The organism is Companilactobacillus kimchiensis, from assembly GCF_001438805.1.
GTDB classification, from domain to species: domain Bacteria; phylum Bacillota; class Bacilli; order Lactobacillales; family Lactobacillaceae; genus Companilactobacillus; species Companilactobacillus kimchiensis.
The window spans coordinates 1-15,597 of record NZ_JQCF01000024.1 but is presented as its reverse complement, the minus strand read 5'-3'; the positions used below and the strand labels follow the sequence as shown (position 1 = coordinate 15,597).

Annotated in this window: 15 protein-coding genes; 9 read left to right on the top strand and 6 right to left on the bottom strand. The window is 35.1% G+C overall.

Annotated features, from left to right (window positions below; genetic code table 11):
* Positions 1-47: 47 nt before the first annotated feature.
* On the bottom strand, positions 48-1,772 hold the full coding sequence (locus IV57_RS10110; protein WP_057881403.1) for a pyruvate oxidase: 1,725 nt from the start codon (positions 1,770-1,772) through the stop codon (positions 48-50).
* 196 nt (positions 1,773-1,968) lie between these two features.
* Between IV57_RS10110 and IV57_RS10105 the strand changes: the two genes are divergently transcribed.
* Positions 1,969-2,490: a DUF308 domain-containing protein gene (locus tag IV57_RS10105; protein WP_057881402.1), complete on the top strand. Its 522-nt coding sequence runs from the start codon at positions 1,969-1,971 to the stop codon at positions 2,488-2,490.
* Here the strand turns inward: IV57_RS10105 and IV57_RS10100 are convergent.
* Entirely contained in the window at positions 2,487-2,855 is a 369-nt protein-coding gene (locus IV57_RS10100; protein ID WP_057881401.1) for a hotdog family protein, read from the bottom strand. The genes IV57_RS10105 and IV57_RS10100 overlap by 4 nt on opposite strands.
* A gap of 112 nt (positions 2,856-2,967) precedes the next feature.
* On the opposite strand from IV57_RS10100, the gene IV57_RS10095 reads away from it, so the two are divergent.
* The 3 genes from IV57_RS10095 to IV57_RS10085 all read left to right on the top strand — a co-directional run bounded on the left by IV57_RS10095 (position 2,968) and on the right by IV57_RS10085 (position 6,611).
* Entirely contained in the window at positions 2,968-4,425 is a 1,458-nt protein-coding gene (locus tag IV57_RS10095; RefSeq protein WP_057881400.1) for an AMP-binding protein, read from the top strand.
* 371 nt (positions 4,426-4,796) lie between these two features.
* A complete protein-coding gene (locus IV57_RS10090; protein WP_057881399.1) occupies positions 4,797-5,222 on the top strand; it encodes a MarR family winged helix-turn-helix transcriptional regulator in 426 nt (141 codons plus the stop codon).
* Positions 5,223-6,611 (top strand): MDR family MFS transporter, encoded by a 1,389-nt coding sequence (locus IV57_RS10085; protein ID WP_057881398.1) that lies wholly within the window; start codon positions 5,223-5,225, stop codon positions 6,609-6,611.
* Here the strand turns inward: IV57_RS10085 and IV57_RS10080 are convergent.
* Together IV57_RS10080 and IV57_RS10075 are read right to left on the bottom strand one after the other, a co-directional pair.
* A complete protein-coding gene (locus IV57_RS10080) occupies positions 6,599-7,351 on the bottom strand; it encodes an alpha/beta fold hydrolase (protein ID WP_057881397.1) in 753 nt (250 codons plus the stop codon). The two genes, IV57_RS10085 and IV57_RS10080, sit on opposite strands and share 13 nt — an antisense overlap.
* Positions 7,352-7,424: 73 nt before the next feature.
* On the bottom strand, positions 7,425-7,700 hold the full coding sequence (locus IV57_RS10075; protein WP_057881396.1) for a hypothetical protein: 276 nt from the start codon (positions 7,698-7,700) through the stop codon (positions 7,425-7,427).
* A gap of 554 nt (positions 7,701-8,254) precedes the next feature.
* On the opposite strand from IV57_RS10075, the gene IV57_RS10070 reads away from it, so the two are divergent.
* The gene (locus IV57_RS10070) at positions 8,255-9,697 is read left to right on the top strand and encodes a DUF6056 family protein (protein ID WP_057881395.1); all 1,443 of its coding nucleotides are present in this window, start codon (positions 8,255-8,257) and stop codon (positions 9,695-9,697) included.
* Between the two features lie 289 nt (positions 9,698-9,986).
* On the opposite strand, the gene IV57_RS10065 is transcribed toward IV57_RS10070, so the two are convergent.
* On the bottom strand, positions 9,987-10,268 hold the full coding sequence (locus tag IV57_RS10065) for a hypothetical protein (RefSeq protein ID WP_057881394.1): 282 nt from the start codon (positions 10,266-10,268) through the stop codon (positions 9,987-9,989).
* 102 nt (positions 10,269-10,370) lie between these two features.
* Between IV57_RS10065 and proB the strand changes: the two genes are divergently transcribed.
* The 4 genes from proB to IV57_RS10045 all read left to right on the top strand — a co-directional run bounded on the left by proB (position 10,371) and on the right by IV57_RS10045 (position 13,745).
* Positions 10,371-11,177 carry a glutamate 5-kinase gene (gene proB, locus IV57_RS10060; RefSeq protein WP_057881393.1) on the top strand — a complete coding sequence of 269 codons (807 nt, stop codon included), beginning with the start codon at positions 10,371-10,373 and terminating at the stop codon, positions 11,175-11,177.
* A gap of 249 nt (positions 11,178-11,426) precedes the next feature.
* Positions 11,427-11,849, top strand: coding sequence for a MarR family winged helix-turn-helix transcriptional regulator (locus IV57_RS10055; protein ID WP_057881392.1), 423 nt, complete (start codon positions 11,427-11,429; stop codon positions 11,847-11,849).
* A gap of 185 nt (positions 11,850-12,034) precedes the next feature.
* Positions 12,035-13,288 (top strand): glutamate-5-semialdehyde dehydrogenase, encoded by a 1,254-nt coding sequence (locus tag IV57_RS10050; protein ID WP_275472416.1) that lies wholly within the window; start codon positions 12,035-12,037, stop codon positions 13,286-13,288.
* Positions 13,269-13,745, top strand: a complete 477-nt coding sequence (locus IV57_RS10045) for a GNAT family N-acetyltransferase (protein ID WP_057881390.1) — start codon at positions 13,269-13,271, stop codon at positions 13,743-13,745. Before IV57_RS10050 ends, IV57_RS10045 begins: the two co-directional genes overlap by 20 nt.
* Positions 13,746-14,216: 471 nt before the next feature.
* Here IV57_RS10045 and IV57_RS10040 read toward each other — a convergent pair whose 3' ends face one another.
* The gene (locus IV57_RS10040) at positions 14,217-15,419 is read right to left on the bottom strand and encodes a hypothetical protein (RefSeq protein WP_057881389.1); all 1,203 of its coding nucleotides are present in this window, start codon (positions 15,417-15,419) and stop codon (positions 14,217-14,219) included.
* Between the last annotated feature and the right edge of the window lie 178 nt (positions 15,420-15,597).

The following is a 15,597-nucleotide window of genomic DNA, read 5'->3' as shown; positions in this document are numbered from 1 at the left end:
CTCAATACATCACTTATTTTTTATTTATGTTCGAGCTTGAATTGGTTTTATAGAAATGACCGTAAAATTTCTTTCATTGGTGGTAATTCTGGTAATGATTTCTTATCGATTACATGACCTAATCCAAACTTAGCATAACCATGTGCTTCATCCATCATAATTTTACCTGGAAGTGGAGCCTCATCAGTTACAGCAACATCCAACAAAACAGGTTTCTCCGGATTACGATATTTCTTAATGGCAGCTTCGAATTCAGCATCCGTTGTAATCCTTTCACCAATACCACCACAAGCTTCAGCAATTTTGGCAAAATCAATCTTAGGCAAACTGATTCCGTAATTTTGTTGACCGGCAGATTGTTGTTCGTATTCAATAAAGGCTAACAATTTATTATTCAAAACAATATAAATCATTGGCAAATTATATCTCACAGCTGTGGCAAAATCTTGCATAACCATTGAGAAAGCTCCGTCACCAGAAATTGCATAAACGGGACGATCTGGATAGGCCTCCTTAGCAGCAATTGCTCCTGGCAAAGCACACCCCATCGTTCCTAACCAACCAGAAATCGTATACTTCTGAGTTGATTTAGCAGTTAAGAACCTAGCCCCAAAAGCAGTCGAAGTTCCAACATCGATTGACCAAATTGTGTCACTAGGGGCACTCTTACTGATATTATGAAACATCAATGATGGCAAGACACCAGTGTGTTTCTTACTATAAACATCTTGCATCCAACTACGCCATTGACCAATTTTTGCAACAGCTTCATCTAGGAATGGACGTGATTTAACAGGATCACCTAAAGCATTCAAACGACTTAAAGCTTCTTTGGCATCAGCTTGAATAGCAATGTTAACATGACGACGTTTGCCTAATCTATCAGCATTGACGTCAATTTGAATAGCATCAACTTTTTGATTCAAATATGGTGAGTACGGATAATCCGTCCCAATCATAATAACTAAATCGGCCTTTTGCATCATTTCAAAGGATGGTTTAGTTCCCAGTTTACCCAATTGGCCTAGGTTATACGGATGATCATCGTCTACTAATCCCTTGGCCGGCATGGTTAAAATCAACGGGATCTTATACTTTTCAATGAACTCTTTGGTTTCTTTCTTGGCATCCTTGATACCAACTCCAGCTAACACGATTGGATTAGAGTGAATCTTGATCATGTCCAAAACCGATTTAATTTGATCATCATCAACTTGATAATTCTTCATTTGGAAATTATCAACATTAGGTGTGAAATTATCTTTGATCATATGGGCAGGAATATCATCCGGAATTGTCAAAACAGCAACACCTTTTTTGGCAATAGCCGTTCTAATAGCTTCATCAACGATTCTTGGTAAAGATTGTGGATCCATGATTATTTTATTATAGACAGCGACGTCTTCAAACAAAACGTGCGTGTCAACTTCTTGAAAGAAATCGGTATTCAATAATTTTGACTGAACCTGTCCAAGAATGGCTAACACTGGCGCATGATCCATCTTGGCATCATATAATCCGTTCAACAAATGAATGGCGCCTGGTCCACCAATTGACAAACAGACGCCCAATTTCCCAGTCAGTTTAGCATGAGCTGATGCAGCCAAAGCCGCTACTTCTTCATGTAACACGTGAGTAAATTTGATTTTATCCTGAGCACGATACAAGGCATCAATCGTTGTATCAACTGAGTCCCCTGGCAAACCATAGATATTATCTACGCCCCATTTTGATAGAACATCAATCATCTTATCAGATGCACGAACAGTCATAATTATCTCCTCCTACTATCTCATATACCTATAACGTACCACATTGATTTCACAATGAAAGTAATATGCTCTTCGTTGCTATTAGGCACTACTTATATAGTGATAACTAAGTTTGTGAAAGTTAGCTTTAGGTTTTATTCTATTTTGCAAGTTTTCTGTTATCATATAAATATAGGTTATTTAGGGGGAGTTCAAAATGGTTAGACAGTTCCAACTTTATCGTTGGCTACGTTTTATTTTTTTACTAGTGGCGGGGATTTTGATTGTGATCGAACCAATTAAAAGTTTCGACATTATCATCTATATTGTGTCAACTTACATCGCAATTTATGGAATTCTTTCCATTATAGACGGTTTGTATATTCGTAAAACTACTGGTGAAAATAATATTGCGATTGGCCTAGGTGTTGGAGCATTATTTCTGGCTCTAGGCGTTCTACTATTTGCTAGATTTTTTGTCCCTCTAGTACCACCAGTCTTAGGAATCATCTTAATCGTCAACGGAATCAACCAATACCGTGATTCTCATGAGATGACAAAAAGAGTTCAGATAACACCCTACTTAGACTATTTTTACTCAGCCTTATTGATTCTCGCAGGAATTGTGTTTATTCTGAACCCTTCTAAAACAATCATTTTTATCTATCAATTATTCGGCCTAAGCTTGGTAATTCTAGCTTTCTTCGAAATAATCAATTCCAGAATCTACCGTGGTTAGATCTGGATTTTTTTTAATGTTATCGTACTTAGACTATTAGTAATGGCACTTTTATCAAAGTGTGTCGTTGCTTGCCAAGTCTGAACGTTATTACCATTACGAACGGAAATCGCTTCAACGATTAACTTTCCTAATTTTAAATTATTCAAATTATGTAAAGAAACACCCAAAATTGCAGCTGAATTATCTTTCTCAACATTCAAATTAGCACCAATACTGGCAGCTGTTTCTGATAACATCGCATTAATGCTGCCAGTCTTTTTTTCTTCCATTTGGAGATGTTCTGAATTCAAATCCATCTGTAAAACTACCTTATGTTTTCCCTGTTCAACTACTTCAATTCCCATATCATCCAGCAAACTCATTTTGTACCTCAATTTTTTTCAGTAATTAACTCAATTCTATTGTTTAAATGCTTTACAATCAAGTTATAGTATTTTAATCGTATCAAATTTTCAAAGGAAAAGAGGTCATATTTTGGAAAACTGGTTAGTCAAACGTGCCAAACTCGATCCTGATAAAATTGCTTTAATTCTAGAACATGCGGATTTTACCTTCAGTGAGCTTAATTCTACTGTTCAATTATTTGCTAGCAAATTATTTACTAACGGAATTCGCAAAAATGATCCTGTCGCTTTGTTCTCTGATAATTGTTTTAATGGCTATGTTGCTATTTTAGCACTCCAACAACTTGGGGCACGGACGATTTTCCTAGATACCGAACTTCCTGCCGACACCTTGGAGTATCAAATTAAAGACTCTCGCCCCAAAACAATTTTGATCAGTGATTCTGTCGATACTTCAGAATTGGCCCAAGTCAACTATGATCAAACATTAATGTCAGAAATACTGAGTTTAAATTCTGATAAGAAATATCGGTCGATCTCTGAATTTAACGATAATCAAGTAGCCTCAATTTTTTATACACCCAACGCAGATAGCAACGATACGGGAGTTTTACTAACCTATGGAAACTATTTTTACTCGGCCATGGGTACCACTTTAAACCTCGGGATCACTAAACAAGACACTTGGGTTCTAACTATGCCCATTTTTAATGTTCCTGGTTTCTCGATTGTCATGCGCTCCTTAGTTTACGGCATTGGGGTCTATCTTATTGATGGTTTCAACATTGAACATATCAATAAGGTTTTGATCAATGAACAGGCAACGATTATTTCTTTGACTCCACCCCTATTACGTAAGCTTTTGAACGCCTTGCCACAGGGAAAAAACTACAATGACAAATTCAGATGTATTTTCCTAGGTACCGGTTTGATTGATAATTGGACTTTACTACGTTGTAATATGCTCGGCGTTCCCGTATTACAATCATATGGAATGACCGAAACAACTTCCAACATTTCTGCTTTAAACTTTAACGATGCAGAGATCAAGGCCGGTTCCTGTGGTCAACCCTTCTTTACCGCTCAAGTTCGAATCACTGATATCAACCAAGATAATATCGGTTCTATTGAAGTAAAATCTCCCACAATTGCTATTGGTTATCTCAATAAACGAGCCTTGTATCAATCTCGTTTTACTGACGATGGTTTTTTCAAAACTGGGGACGTTGGTTATTTAGATGATGACAATTTCCTCTATCTAAAAGGACGTCAAGCTGATTTGATCTATTCTGGAGATAAGATTATTTATCCAGAAGAAGTTGAAAATATTTATCGTGGCATCCAGGGACTCATTGATATCTGTGTTGTCGGTATGACTGACAACAGTGGTAAACATATTCCCATTGCCTATTTGACATTAAGAGCTAATGCCTTTTTGACTGGTGATAATTTAAAAGAATTCGGCCAACATAATCTGATCAATTATCAAGTTCCAACTGAATATCGGCTAATAGAAAAATTCCCCAAAACTACTAGTGGAAAAATTTTAAGAAATAGATTGCAACATTTATCCTATAAAACAATTTAAAAACTGTCATTTCAAGTATTAAAGTATAAATCAATGAGGGGATTATTATATACTTCCGTCTTCCACAAAAATTGAATTTGGCTGGAACGTAGTGGGTCGATTTGGCAAATAAGGTTTCGTTTCTAAAATAGTTAAATCCGTACTAGCTGACATTCTCATTTCAGTTAATACGGATTTTTAATTTAAAACATATTCCATTGATAAAAAATGAATTTGAATGGACGACGAAAGTTATAATAAATCCCTGCTTTATCTAGTTTTGAGTAAGAATCATATTTAAATTATAACTGTTTTCCTTCTTGTATTGCCTACTGACTCAGTGTAAGATAATTAATCGTTAGTTAACTAACGATTATTAAGGAGTAATATTAATGTCAGAGAAATATACCAACCGTTTACTAAAAATAGCTACCAATCAGATTACTCGTGAATTAGATCTTTTTGCTAAAAAATACGACATGACCTGGATGCAAATGTCAGTTATTGATTACCTAAGCCGGCAGAGTAATACCGAAATATTTCAACGTGATATTGAACAAGAATTTTTCATTCAACGTTCAACTGCTACGGTTTTACTCCAAAGAATGGAGAAGCAGTCGTTACTCTACCGGAAGTCGTCTCTCGATGATGCCCGACAAAAATCAGTTTATTTAACCGAAAAATCTCGTAATTTGGAACAACAGATCAATCAGTTTATGAAACGTCGTCAAGAAATACTGGTCGAAAATTTTTCTACTACTGAAATTGCTACTTTCGAAAAAATATTAAAATTCTATATCCACGGAGGTGAAGCCTAAATGAATCAATCTGAAAGAATTCCCTTAAAAGTTCTACTGGCCGTTATCGCCACCGGCATCATGTCTTTTTGCGGTGTGATTGTTGAAACTTCGATGAATATATCATTCCCTACTTTGATGAAAGAATTTAACGTCACCACCTCAACTGTTCAGTGGATGACTACAATTTATCTTTTGGTCGTCGCTGTTATTGTTCCTTTGTCATCATTCTTAAAAAAGAACGTTCCTACTAAAACTCTTTTTATTGCTGCCAACCTCTTCTTCATTCTGGGAGTATTGATTGATGCGCTTGCTCCATTTTTTTCAGTCCTGTTAATCGGTCGAGTCATTCAAGGTTTGGGTACTGGAATTGCTTTGCCTCTAATGTTTAATATTATTTTAGAAAATGTTCCGCAGCATAAAATCGGTTTAATGATGGGAATTGGTACTCTGATCACAGCTGTAGCCCCTGCTATTGGACCAACCTTTGGTGGTTTAGTCGTTAGTTCTCTAGGCTGGCGTTACATTTTTGTTATTCTATTGCCCATTTTGATTATTTCATTCTTTTTAGGAATTAAAAATATCCAACAAAAAAGTCAAATTCAACATTACAAATTTGACCTCGTTAGTTTGCTATTATTAGTGTTTACTTTTGGTGGTTTAATCTACGGGTTCAGCAATATGGCACAAATAAATCTACTTGCCATCATGGCCTTTATTGTCGGCATTTGTGGCCTAATCGGTTTCATTCAACGCTCCGATAAAATTGCCCAGCCGATAGTTAATTTAAAAATTTTACACAATCCTCATTTTAGAAGCCATGTACTAAGTTTCTTCATCTTCCAAATCCTATCTTTAGGTTTCGCTTTTATTCTACCTAACTATATTCAACTGGTTAACGGTGATTCAGCCACCGTTGCTGGTTTAGCAGTCTTTCCCGCTGGTGTAATTGGCGCTATTTTGGCACCCTTAGGTGGTAAAATTTTGGATGACTTAGGTCCACGTTTACCAATTCTCTTGGGTACGATTTGTGCTGATATTTCACTTTTACTTTTTACTATTTTTAGCTTGAAACTTAGCAATACCCTAATTATCTTTGTTTACATCCTGTATATGTTTGGAATGGGAATGGCTTTCGGAAATATTATGACTAATGGTTTGAAATATCTTTCCGGTCAAGATCAAGCTGATGGAAATGCCATTTTCAACACCTTACAGCAGTTTGCCGGCGCCACCGGAACTTCTATTGTTTCTGCCATTATTGCCCAGAGTCAGAATAATACTGCCCTTAGTAGTAAAATAGCCACTGCCATTGGCACTCAACACGCATTTATTGTTCTTCTGATTCTCGGCTTGATTAATTTTCTGATTATGTTAAGGGCTTTACCCAGAACTGATCATTCCAAGTAATATTCAAAGAAATTAGCAATTTTATCCATCAAACGAGTTTCTACTAAATGACCAGCTTTGTAGCCGGTAATAAAAGCCACTTGTTCAGCAAATTTTTCTGAATGGATTCGATCAAAAAATTGTTTTGACTGTTGATAAGGGATTCTTGGATCAGCTGTTCCATGCCAAAACAAAACTGGACGGTGATCAATGGCTTTAGGATGCCGATTGAGATCATAATGTTGCAACCAACTGGTCAAATATTCCATATCTTCAGGTAGATAAATTCCTCTCCGTTTAGCATCTTGTCGCACTAATTTAGCATACGCATCAAGATTAGGAGTCCCCATAATTATTGCAGCTGCCGTGATCTCTGGATGAACCGTCAACAAAGCCCCTGTGGTCATTCCACCCATTGAATAGCCCCCGACACCAATCTTGTTATCTTTGATCAAATCATTTTTCAAATAAAAATCCTTAATCAACGAGAACTCAGCTAAATTTCCCTGAATACTATTCCAAAAGGTCATTGAAGGAATTGATGAAATATCCGTATGTCTTTGCCCATGATTAAGTGCGTCAGGCAAAATTACACGGATATTTTTTTGTGCTAACTTGCGTGCTTGCGTCAACACCAATTCCTTACTGGATCTCCACCCATGATAAAAGACAATTAATGGTAATTTTTCATTCGATAAATTATCTGAAACAACTTCCAATATTGGGACATCCTGAATCATTTTTTGATATATTTTTACCATGCTGACACCTCTTGATAATAATATCATCAAGACAAAATAAAAATGCAGGAATAAAATATATTCCTACATTATATTAAATGTATGGCAAATTACGATTTTTGATTTTGAATAATAACTCTTCAACATCGCGATTATGGCAATGTCCAGTATTAATATCATATTCTAATAATTCACGTCGAAAATTGATTAATTCTGTTTCTAAATTATCATTATATTCCAACAGCTTTAAATGCTTAAACACTAGGTTAATTAACGAACCCTCAGAACCCAAATTGAAGGATCCAACTGATTCTTCAACGGAACGAATAAAGTTATCCCGTTCAACGTTGGAAACGCGTACTTGTTTCAAAATGTAACCACCCTTCTATTTGAAATTCCTTAAATTCATATACAATTATTTCTCTTCATCGTGAACATTATGCCCTATTACTCGGACAATATGTTTTCAACTTTATATAAAATACTTATACTTTTTTGAATTTATAATCTAGATACTTAGTTCTCTGTATTTTGATTATGCCATGGTTGAATTTTCTTGTCAGGTTTATCAGACAAGTGAACAAAATAATGTATCAATATAATGAATATTTTTAATATATTGCTATAATAATCAAAATATTTTTCCTTAATTGTAGAAAAAGTTTTATATACGACTTATAATTAATTTGGTTATATAAGCGGGATGTATTAACCTGACAATATTTTTATTGTTACCCTTTTCAAAAGTAGTACTCCTTCTCAACTGCTTAGGAATCAGAGTTAGTGGTAGGCTCTGATTAATATCCCGTAAAAATAAAGACTTGTGGTAGGTCTTTATTTTTTTTGCTTAAATCTAAACAATTCTTTATGCTAAACTGTTTATACATTAAATATATGTTTTATATTAAATTTATCGGGGGAATTATGTTAAACAAGCTCAATCTTAACGCCAAAAAAGTTTTTACGCTTTTAGCATTTTTGGTTTCTTTTATATACTTTGGAATTTTTAGATTTCTAATCATTCCATCTGGTGATGACTACTTCTGGTGGGGTGATGAAGGATCATACTTAGTACATCATATGTTCTACGGTCCACAATCAGTTTATGGCGGTAGTAGTAATGGTCGTTACTTTGGAAATCTGACTGAAATTATTACTATGCGTCATTTATCCCTAGCCACACTGGGATACGCTCTGGGATGGACACTTCTAATCTGGTGTCTCTGGAAATTATCCGGTAAAACAATTACAGCACTGCTATTATCACTCTTATTCGTTTTCACCTTACAAGGAGCCTTTATCAATAACATTCTCGTTTGGAACGCTGGTTTCGTTAATTACGTTCCACCAATGGTTTTGGTATTATTTTATGTTTTGATTTTGAACGCCGGGCGAACCCAAAAATTTAACAAGCTTATGCCCGTTCTAACGTTTTTAATCGCCTTGGCTGGCGGTTTGTTCACCGAAACGGTGACTCTAACAGCCATCTGTCTAGGAATCATCGTAATGCTTTACTTTAGAAAAAATTTAAAACTTTATCACATTACCTATTTTTTGGGAACCATCGTCAGTGCCGTTACGATGTTCAGTCATCCCGGATATCGTGGTCAAAGTGCCTATCGCAGTACTACTTTTGATCCCGCTCAAATCTGGAACAATTATGCAAAAGTTAATCATTTTTGGTTAATAACTTTTAACGTTGCTTTGTTAATTGCTATTCTATGTGCAATTTTGATTTTAGTTTTGAAATCTAGTTTCCCAACAATTAAAAAAACTATTTTAGCTATAATATCAGCAGCTTTTTTAATCTATTACATTGGAATAAATATCTATTTAAAATTAAATATTCCACTTAACGATTCTTATAACTACAATTCTATTAGCAATGGCCTTGGTAATTTGGAAGGTATCGTCAGTGTGGCGTTGATTATTTTTATCGGCTATTGTATCTTCACTTTCTTTAAAAATGATCCCAACCTTTGGCTTTACTTCCTATTAACTGGTGTTGTTGCCGGACAACTATTATTCGTTAACACCCCACTTAACTGTCGTGGGTACTTCTTAACTTATATCTTCATGTATTTAATCGGTATGAAATTTGTACTAGCGGCTATACAGGACCTCGCTTTCACTAAAACTGCTTTCAATATTATCTTGTTAGTTGGGCTAGTCTTTATGGCAGGTACCTATCAGGCAAAATTATATGCTAACAACCAAGCTAACCTAGAACGGGTCAACCACCCAGCCTTTTATAACAAGGGTGTCTTATTTACTAAACATGTCCCTTATCGTAAATTTGTTTGGGCTAACGATTTAACTGACCAACAAAATCCTCGTTATTGGAAATATTATCTTCAAAAGCATTAATCGATTAAGTCTAATCATCCTTGATGATTGGGCTTTTTTTATACTAGGGACAAAAAGGGGGTAAAACAAGCTCAAAGAGAGTTGATTTGTTTTGCCCGGCACAGTTATCCTACCAAAGCCTATGGTAGTAGCATTTCTGGACAATACAATACCATATCCTTAAAAATCAATTTACCAGATATGAATTAATTTTGTATCCATTTTTTCTCATAATTTAAGCCCAAAATTAAGCATAAAAAAATACAAGCTAACTAAAAATACGTTAATATTTTAGTTAGCTTGTCTACTATTATTCATTTTTATTATACTCAGGATCATCAAGATCTCTGACAATATCGACACCATATAATTTGTTAACTTCAGAATCTTTATCAGCTGGATGTACGACTACGATAGCAATAGCGCCCTTGCTGCTTACATAACCAACAAAGGTGGTCACCTCTTCCACATAATATGGTAAGCCATCAGAATGGATCAAATATTGCCCGGCAACTGGCATACTTTCGATGTAAACTTTGTTCATTCGGATATAGTCGTCACCGTCATGAAGCATGATTAATATTTTATACATGAAATACACCCTTTTCTTATTCTACCTATTGTTCTATCGTAATAGTATTGGGAATTAATTACTAGTTTTAAAGTTAATGAATATTTTTATGAGGAAGAAAATATGCAAAATAAACGCTCCATTACTGCCAATCGCATTGTCGTCAAAGTTGGAACAAGTACTTTAATCCGTCAGAATAGTAAAATAAATTTGAGCGTCATTAAATCACTTGCTCGAGTTCTGAGCAATTTGAAAAAAAGTGGCAAAGATGTCGTCTTAGTTTCATCCGGTGCTATCGGGGTCGGAATGGGTATTTTAGGAATTGAAAAACGACCAACTAAGATTTCCCGTCAACAAGCCGTAGCTGCCGTTGGTCAAGCTGAACTGATGCAAATTTATAATGAAGCTTTCCATGAATATGGAGTTTCTGTGGGTCAAATGTTGATTACTCGTGATATAATCGATTATCCGGAAAGTCACACTAATGTGATGAATAGTTTCCAAGAATTGCTTTCAATGGATAATACTATCCCCATCGTCAATGAAAATGATACCGTCACTGTTTCCGAACTAGATCACCATACTAAATTCGGTGATAACGACCAACTTTCAGCAATCGTAACAAACCTCGTTGACGCTGACCTTTTAATCATGTTGTCTGATATTGATGGTTTTTATTCTGCTAATCCACTCAAAGTACCAGATGCTGAATTGATTCAACGAATTGACACCATTACACCCTCAATCATCGCCGCCGCTGGTGGTCACGGAACAAAATTCGGTACCGGTGGGATGACTACTAAGTTAAAAGCTGCTGAGTTGATTTTGAAACACAACCAAGAGATGATCCTAGCAAATGGTAAAGACCCAGATATCATTACCAACATCATGGCTGGCGAACCAGTTGGTACCCTATTTTCTAAATACTAAAAATAATTAATAGTAATTGCAATGTACATGTTCACTAGCTCTCTTCACAAAGGGGAAAATATTTATTGATTTTTAATGATCTAAAATTTATATTTCAGTAATACTTCTATTTCTAGCTCAGATCATTATATATAAAGTCATAAATAAACAAAATAAAGCCAGCATTCTAATCTGGAACAAAAATTGGAATTGGCTCAATAGTGAACCACCAATACCAACCAAACCTTAAAAGTTATTGGAGGCATAATAATGAATTCTAAGTTCCCTATCGAAAAAGCCATTATTAACCTTATAACAAGCTATAAAAATCTTATCACCACTAATATGCGTCCCTTGGGACTTTATCCTGGTCAAGATATGATCTTGTTAGAACTGTTAAAAAATGATGGAGTTTCTCAGAATATTCTGGTAGTAACTCTGTGTGTCGATCACTCAACAATTGCCAAATCAGTCAGTCGCATGATCAAAAATGATTTAGTTAAAACTGAAAAATCAACCAAAGATAAACGTGTTACCCTAGTCAGTCTGACTGATCATGGTCGTGAGATTGCTAAACAAGTCGAAGCTATCTGGGTTGAATCTGAACGTAAAGCTACTGCTGGTTTCAGTGAAGAAGAACAACGGCTATTTATTGAAATGATCGACCACATTACACATAATTTAAATAATTAGCATTTTGTGTTGACGGCAACATAAAATAATGGTAAATTATCATTACGTTGACGGCAACACATTAATCGACGATATAAAAAAAATCAAATATTACTTAGACGTTAGATTAAATAGTGGATACAGCCGTCCACTATTTTTTTGTGCAATGATATACTTAAGACAAATTAAAAAGCGTTTTAGGAGTGATGGATATGACTGATCTTGAAACTATGGGTAAAAAAGCTCAAAGTGCTGCCTTTGAACTAGGACAACTAGGTACTATGCAAAAAAATGCTGCCCTACTGAATATGGCAAATGCTTTGGTAATGAATACTGGAAAAATAATCGAAGCTAACAAAGACGATATTGCTGCTGCCAAAAAAAATGGCATCAAAGAAGCGATGATCGACCGTCTTTTGTTAACTCCTGACCGTATCAATGATATGTCTGACGGCTTACGCCAAGTAATGGATCTACCTGATCCTATTGGCAAAGTTACTCGTGGCTGGGAAACCATGAGTGGTTTGGATATCACTCAAGAACGAGTTCCTTTAGGTGTAATTGGCATGATTTATGAAGCCCGTCCTAATGTCACTGTTGATGCTGCAGGTCTATGCTTTAAAGCTGGTAATGCAGTAATTTTACGTGGTGGCAAAGAAGCCATCAATTCTAATATCGTTTTATCAGAAACCTTACGTGCTGCTCTGAAAGACTCCAACATCAATCCCGATGCTGTCCAATTGATTGACGATGTTAGTCATGAAACTGCTCAAAAAATGATGGAACTAAAAGATTATATCGATGTATTAATTCCTCGTGGTAGTGGCAAATTTATCAAGATGGTCGTTGATAAAGCTAAAGTTCCCATCATTGAAACTGGTGCCGGTAATTGTCACATCTACGTTGACAAAGATGCCGATCTCGACAAAGCTTTGAAGATTATTATCAATGCGAAAGTTCAACGCCCTTCTGTCTGCAATGCTGCTGAAAAAGTTGTCTTGCACAAAGATATTGCAAATGAATTTTTACCAAGATTATATGACGCTCTAAATGCCAATAATGTTGAAGTTCGTGGCGATCTGCTTGCTAAAGCAATTGTTCCCGAAATTGTTCCGGCTACTGAAGAAGACTGGGGCACTGAATACGATGATTATATTATTGCTATCAAGATTGTTGATAATCTCGATGATGCCATCAAGCATATCAATAAATACAACACTAAACACAGTGAATCAATTATCACTGAAAACTACAGTGCTAGCCGTCAATTTATGAAACAGATCGATGCAGCAGTAGTTTACACTAATGCTTCAACTCGCTTTACTGATGGTCAGCAATTTGGCTTCGGTGCTGAAATTGGTATCAGTACCCAAAAACTACATGCTAGAGGTCCAATGGGTGCAAACGAGTTAACCACAACAAAGTACTTGGTTCAAGGCGATGGTCAAGTTAGAAAATAATTTAGTGATCCGTCCAATCAAGAAAGTAACTGCTCAACATTATCAATTATTTTTGAACGCTGACCCTTCTCGAAAAGTAGTCAATAGCTATTTAAACCGTGCTTATCAATTTGAGTTGGTTCATGATGAAACTCTTTTAGGAGTATTATTGCTGATCGATACTCGTCCGGAAACTATTGAAATAGTAAATGTAGCCGTCGATGAATCAGTTCAAAATCAAGGACTTGGTGAAAAGTTGATTCAATTTGCAATTGATTGGTCGAAACAACATCGATATCATACGATCGAGATTGGTACTGGTAGTACTAGCTTTGCCCAACTTTATCTCTATCAGAAATGTGGCTTTCGAGTTGTCAGTGTTGACCATGATTTCTTTGTAAATAATTATGATGAACCCATTATTGAAAATAAATTAGTTTTGAAAGATATGATTCGATTAAAAAAAGAACTCCACTAATAAGACTATTTCAAATGCTATTAGAATACTGTCGTCTTTCGTTCGGTAATATCACAATCTGAGCTCACGAATTGCTATCGATTCAGACTAACTAACACTTTGATTATTTGTTTCCGTTAATGAAAAAACATGTTTTCAACTCAAAAAGCCTGTATTAACTGATATTTTCAGTCAATACAGGCTTTTGTCGATTCTTAGAAAGATACATATTAATACTAAATATCTATTTTAAGGCGGTAACATAAAATAGTTCTCAATTATACAATATAGAAACTAATCAAGCTTGAGTAAGAACCTAATACCTGTTGATATAGGCTCTTTGTGTCCAAAATATTATGTGGAATAAATGGTTTAATAACAAATGATTTTTCATTAACAAAATAATTAAAACATGATTTAATCTGGAGTAAAATTTGGGAAATTAAAATACACCTCCGTCATAATTGAGTTTAAGAATCTTATTCTTTTCTATTATTTACGATAATGTTGTGCAATTTGATCAATGCGATAATCAGTATCCACCATAACTGCCGTTTGCACTTCTGCAATAGAAGTCTGTGTTCGTCCCCAATAATTAATAGCATTCGTTTGATGCTCAAGTTGGGCAGATACATGGTCATCAACATCACTAAGTTTATTGGTAATATCTTGGGCAGATCTACCAATCTGGGTAACTATCTTATCTGTAGACTTTTCAATTGCTTGGGTAACTGTATCTGTCATTTTTTTAAATTCTTCACTTCGTGAAACAAGGTTGTGTGCTTGATACCAAGTTTCAACTCCTGTCTCCAGTTCCATGTATATTCCGATCATATGAGGAATATTAGAGGAAATAGTTGGTGGAAAGAAAATTATATTATTTTGAACTGTTTCAGCCAATTTGTTCAATTCACTTGCGGTTCTACTATGCAATTGTTGCATCTTTAATACATAAGTTGAATAAATTGCTGGAAAACTAGCCGTATATTTAAATTCTTTGTCCAATGCTTCATCGCTACAATCATGTTCTTTACGATATTTCTCATCTGCATCTAAAATTGCTTTTCTATCCATCGCTATTTTCATATTTCGCCGAGTTGCCCAAGGTTGGGAAATGTGAAAACCACTTTTGGCAAAAAAAGAAAATAGTAAAGCTACCGGCAACAGTATAGTACCAAGAAAGATATCGAGTATTGCAAACATACTCAAAACCTCGGCTGGTGTACCTGGTCGATCAGAAATAGTTCCTAAAACAATTCCAGAAATAATCATAATTATGGCCGTTTTTATTCCCCGATGACTAACGGTAGTATCACTATAATCGATTGGTTGTTTCTCAGGTAATTTGCCATTTACCTCACAATAAGCTGCTTCATTAGGATGACGTTTTAAATATTTAAAATGTTTAAACTTATCATTAATCTGGTCGATTTTATCATTATAATAATTAAGCCCATCGTTTACACTTTGAGAATAGCTATCAGACAACTGTTCCATTGAATATTTAGCTCCCAAGAATGCCCCTAAATGATCGATCAATTCATCAACCGGTATTTTTTTAAAAGCACTGACCTGTGAACCATCCCAAGTATATTTTGGTAACAGCCATTCGCTATCATTTTCAAATTTTGTCACTGTTTGATATATATTTTGGACATCCCTATATGAATTTGACTTATATTCCGTATCTGCCATATTTAATCCCCACTTATTCGTATGTATTTTCATTATTATTATAGATTGCAGGGGTGTCACAATATGACATTAATTTAGTGTTAAGAAAAAATTTAAAACATAATTATTTTTGCTCTTTCAACTCAAATCAAACAGGCCATAGTAATTAAAATACGGTTCTTTACCAAGTTCGGTTGTT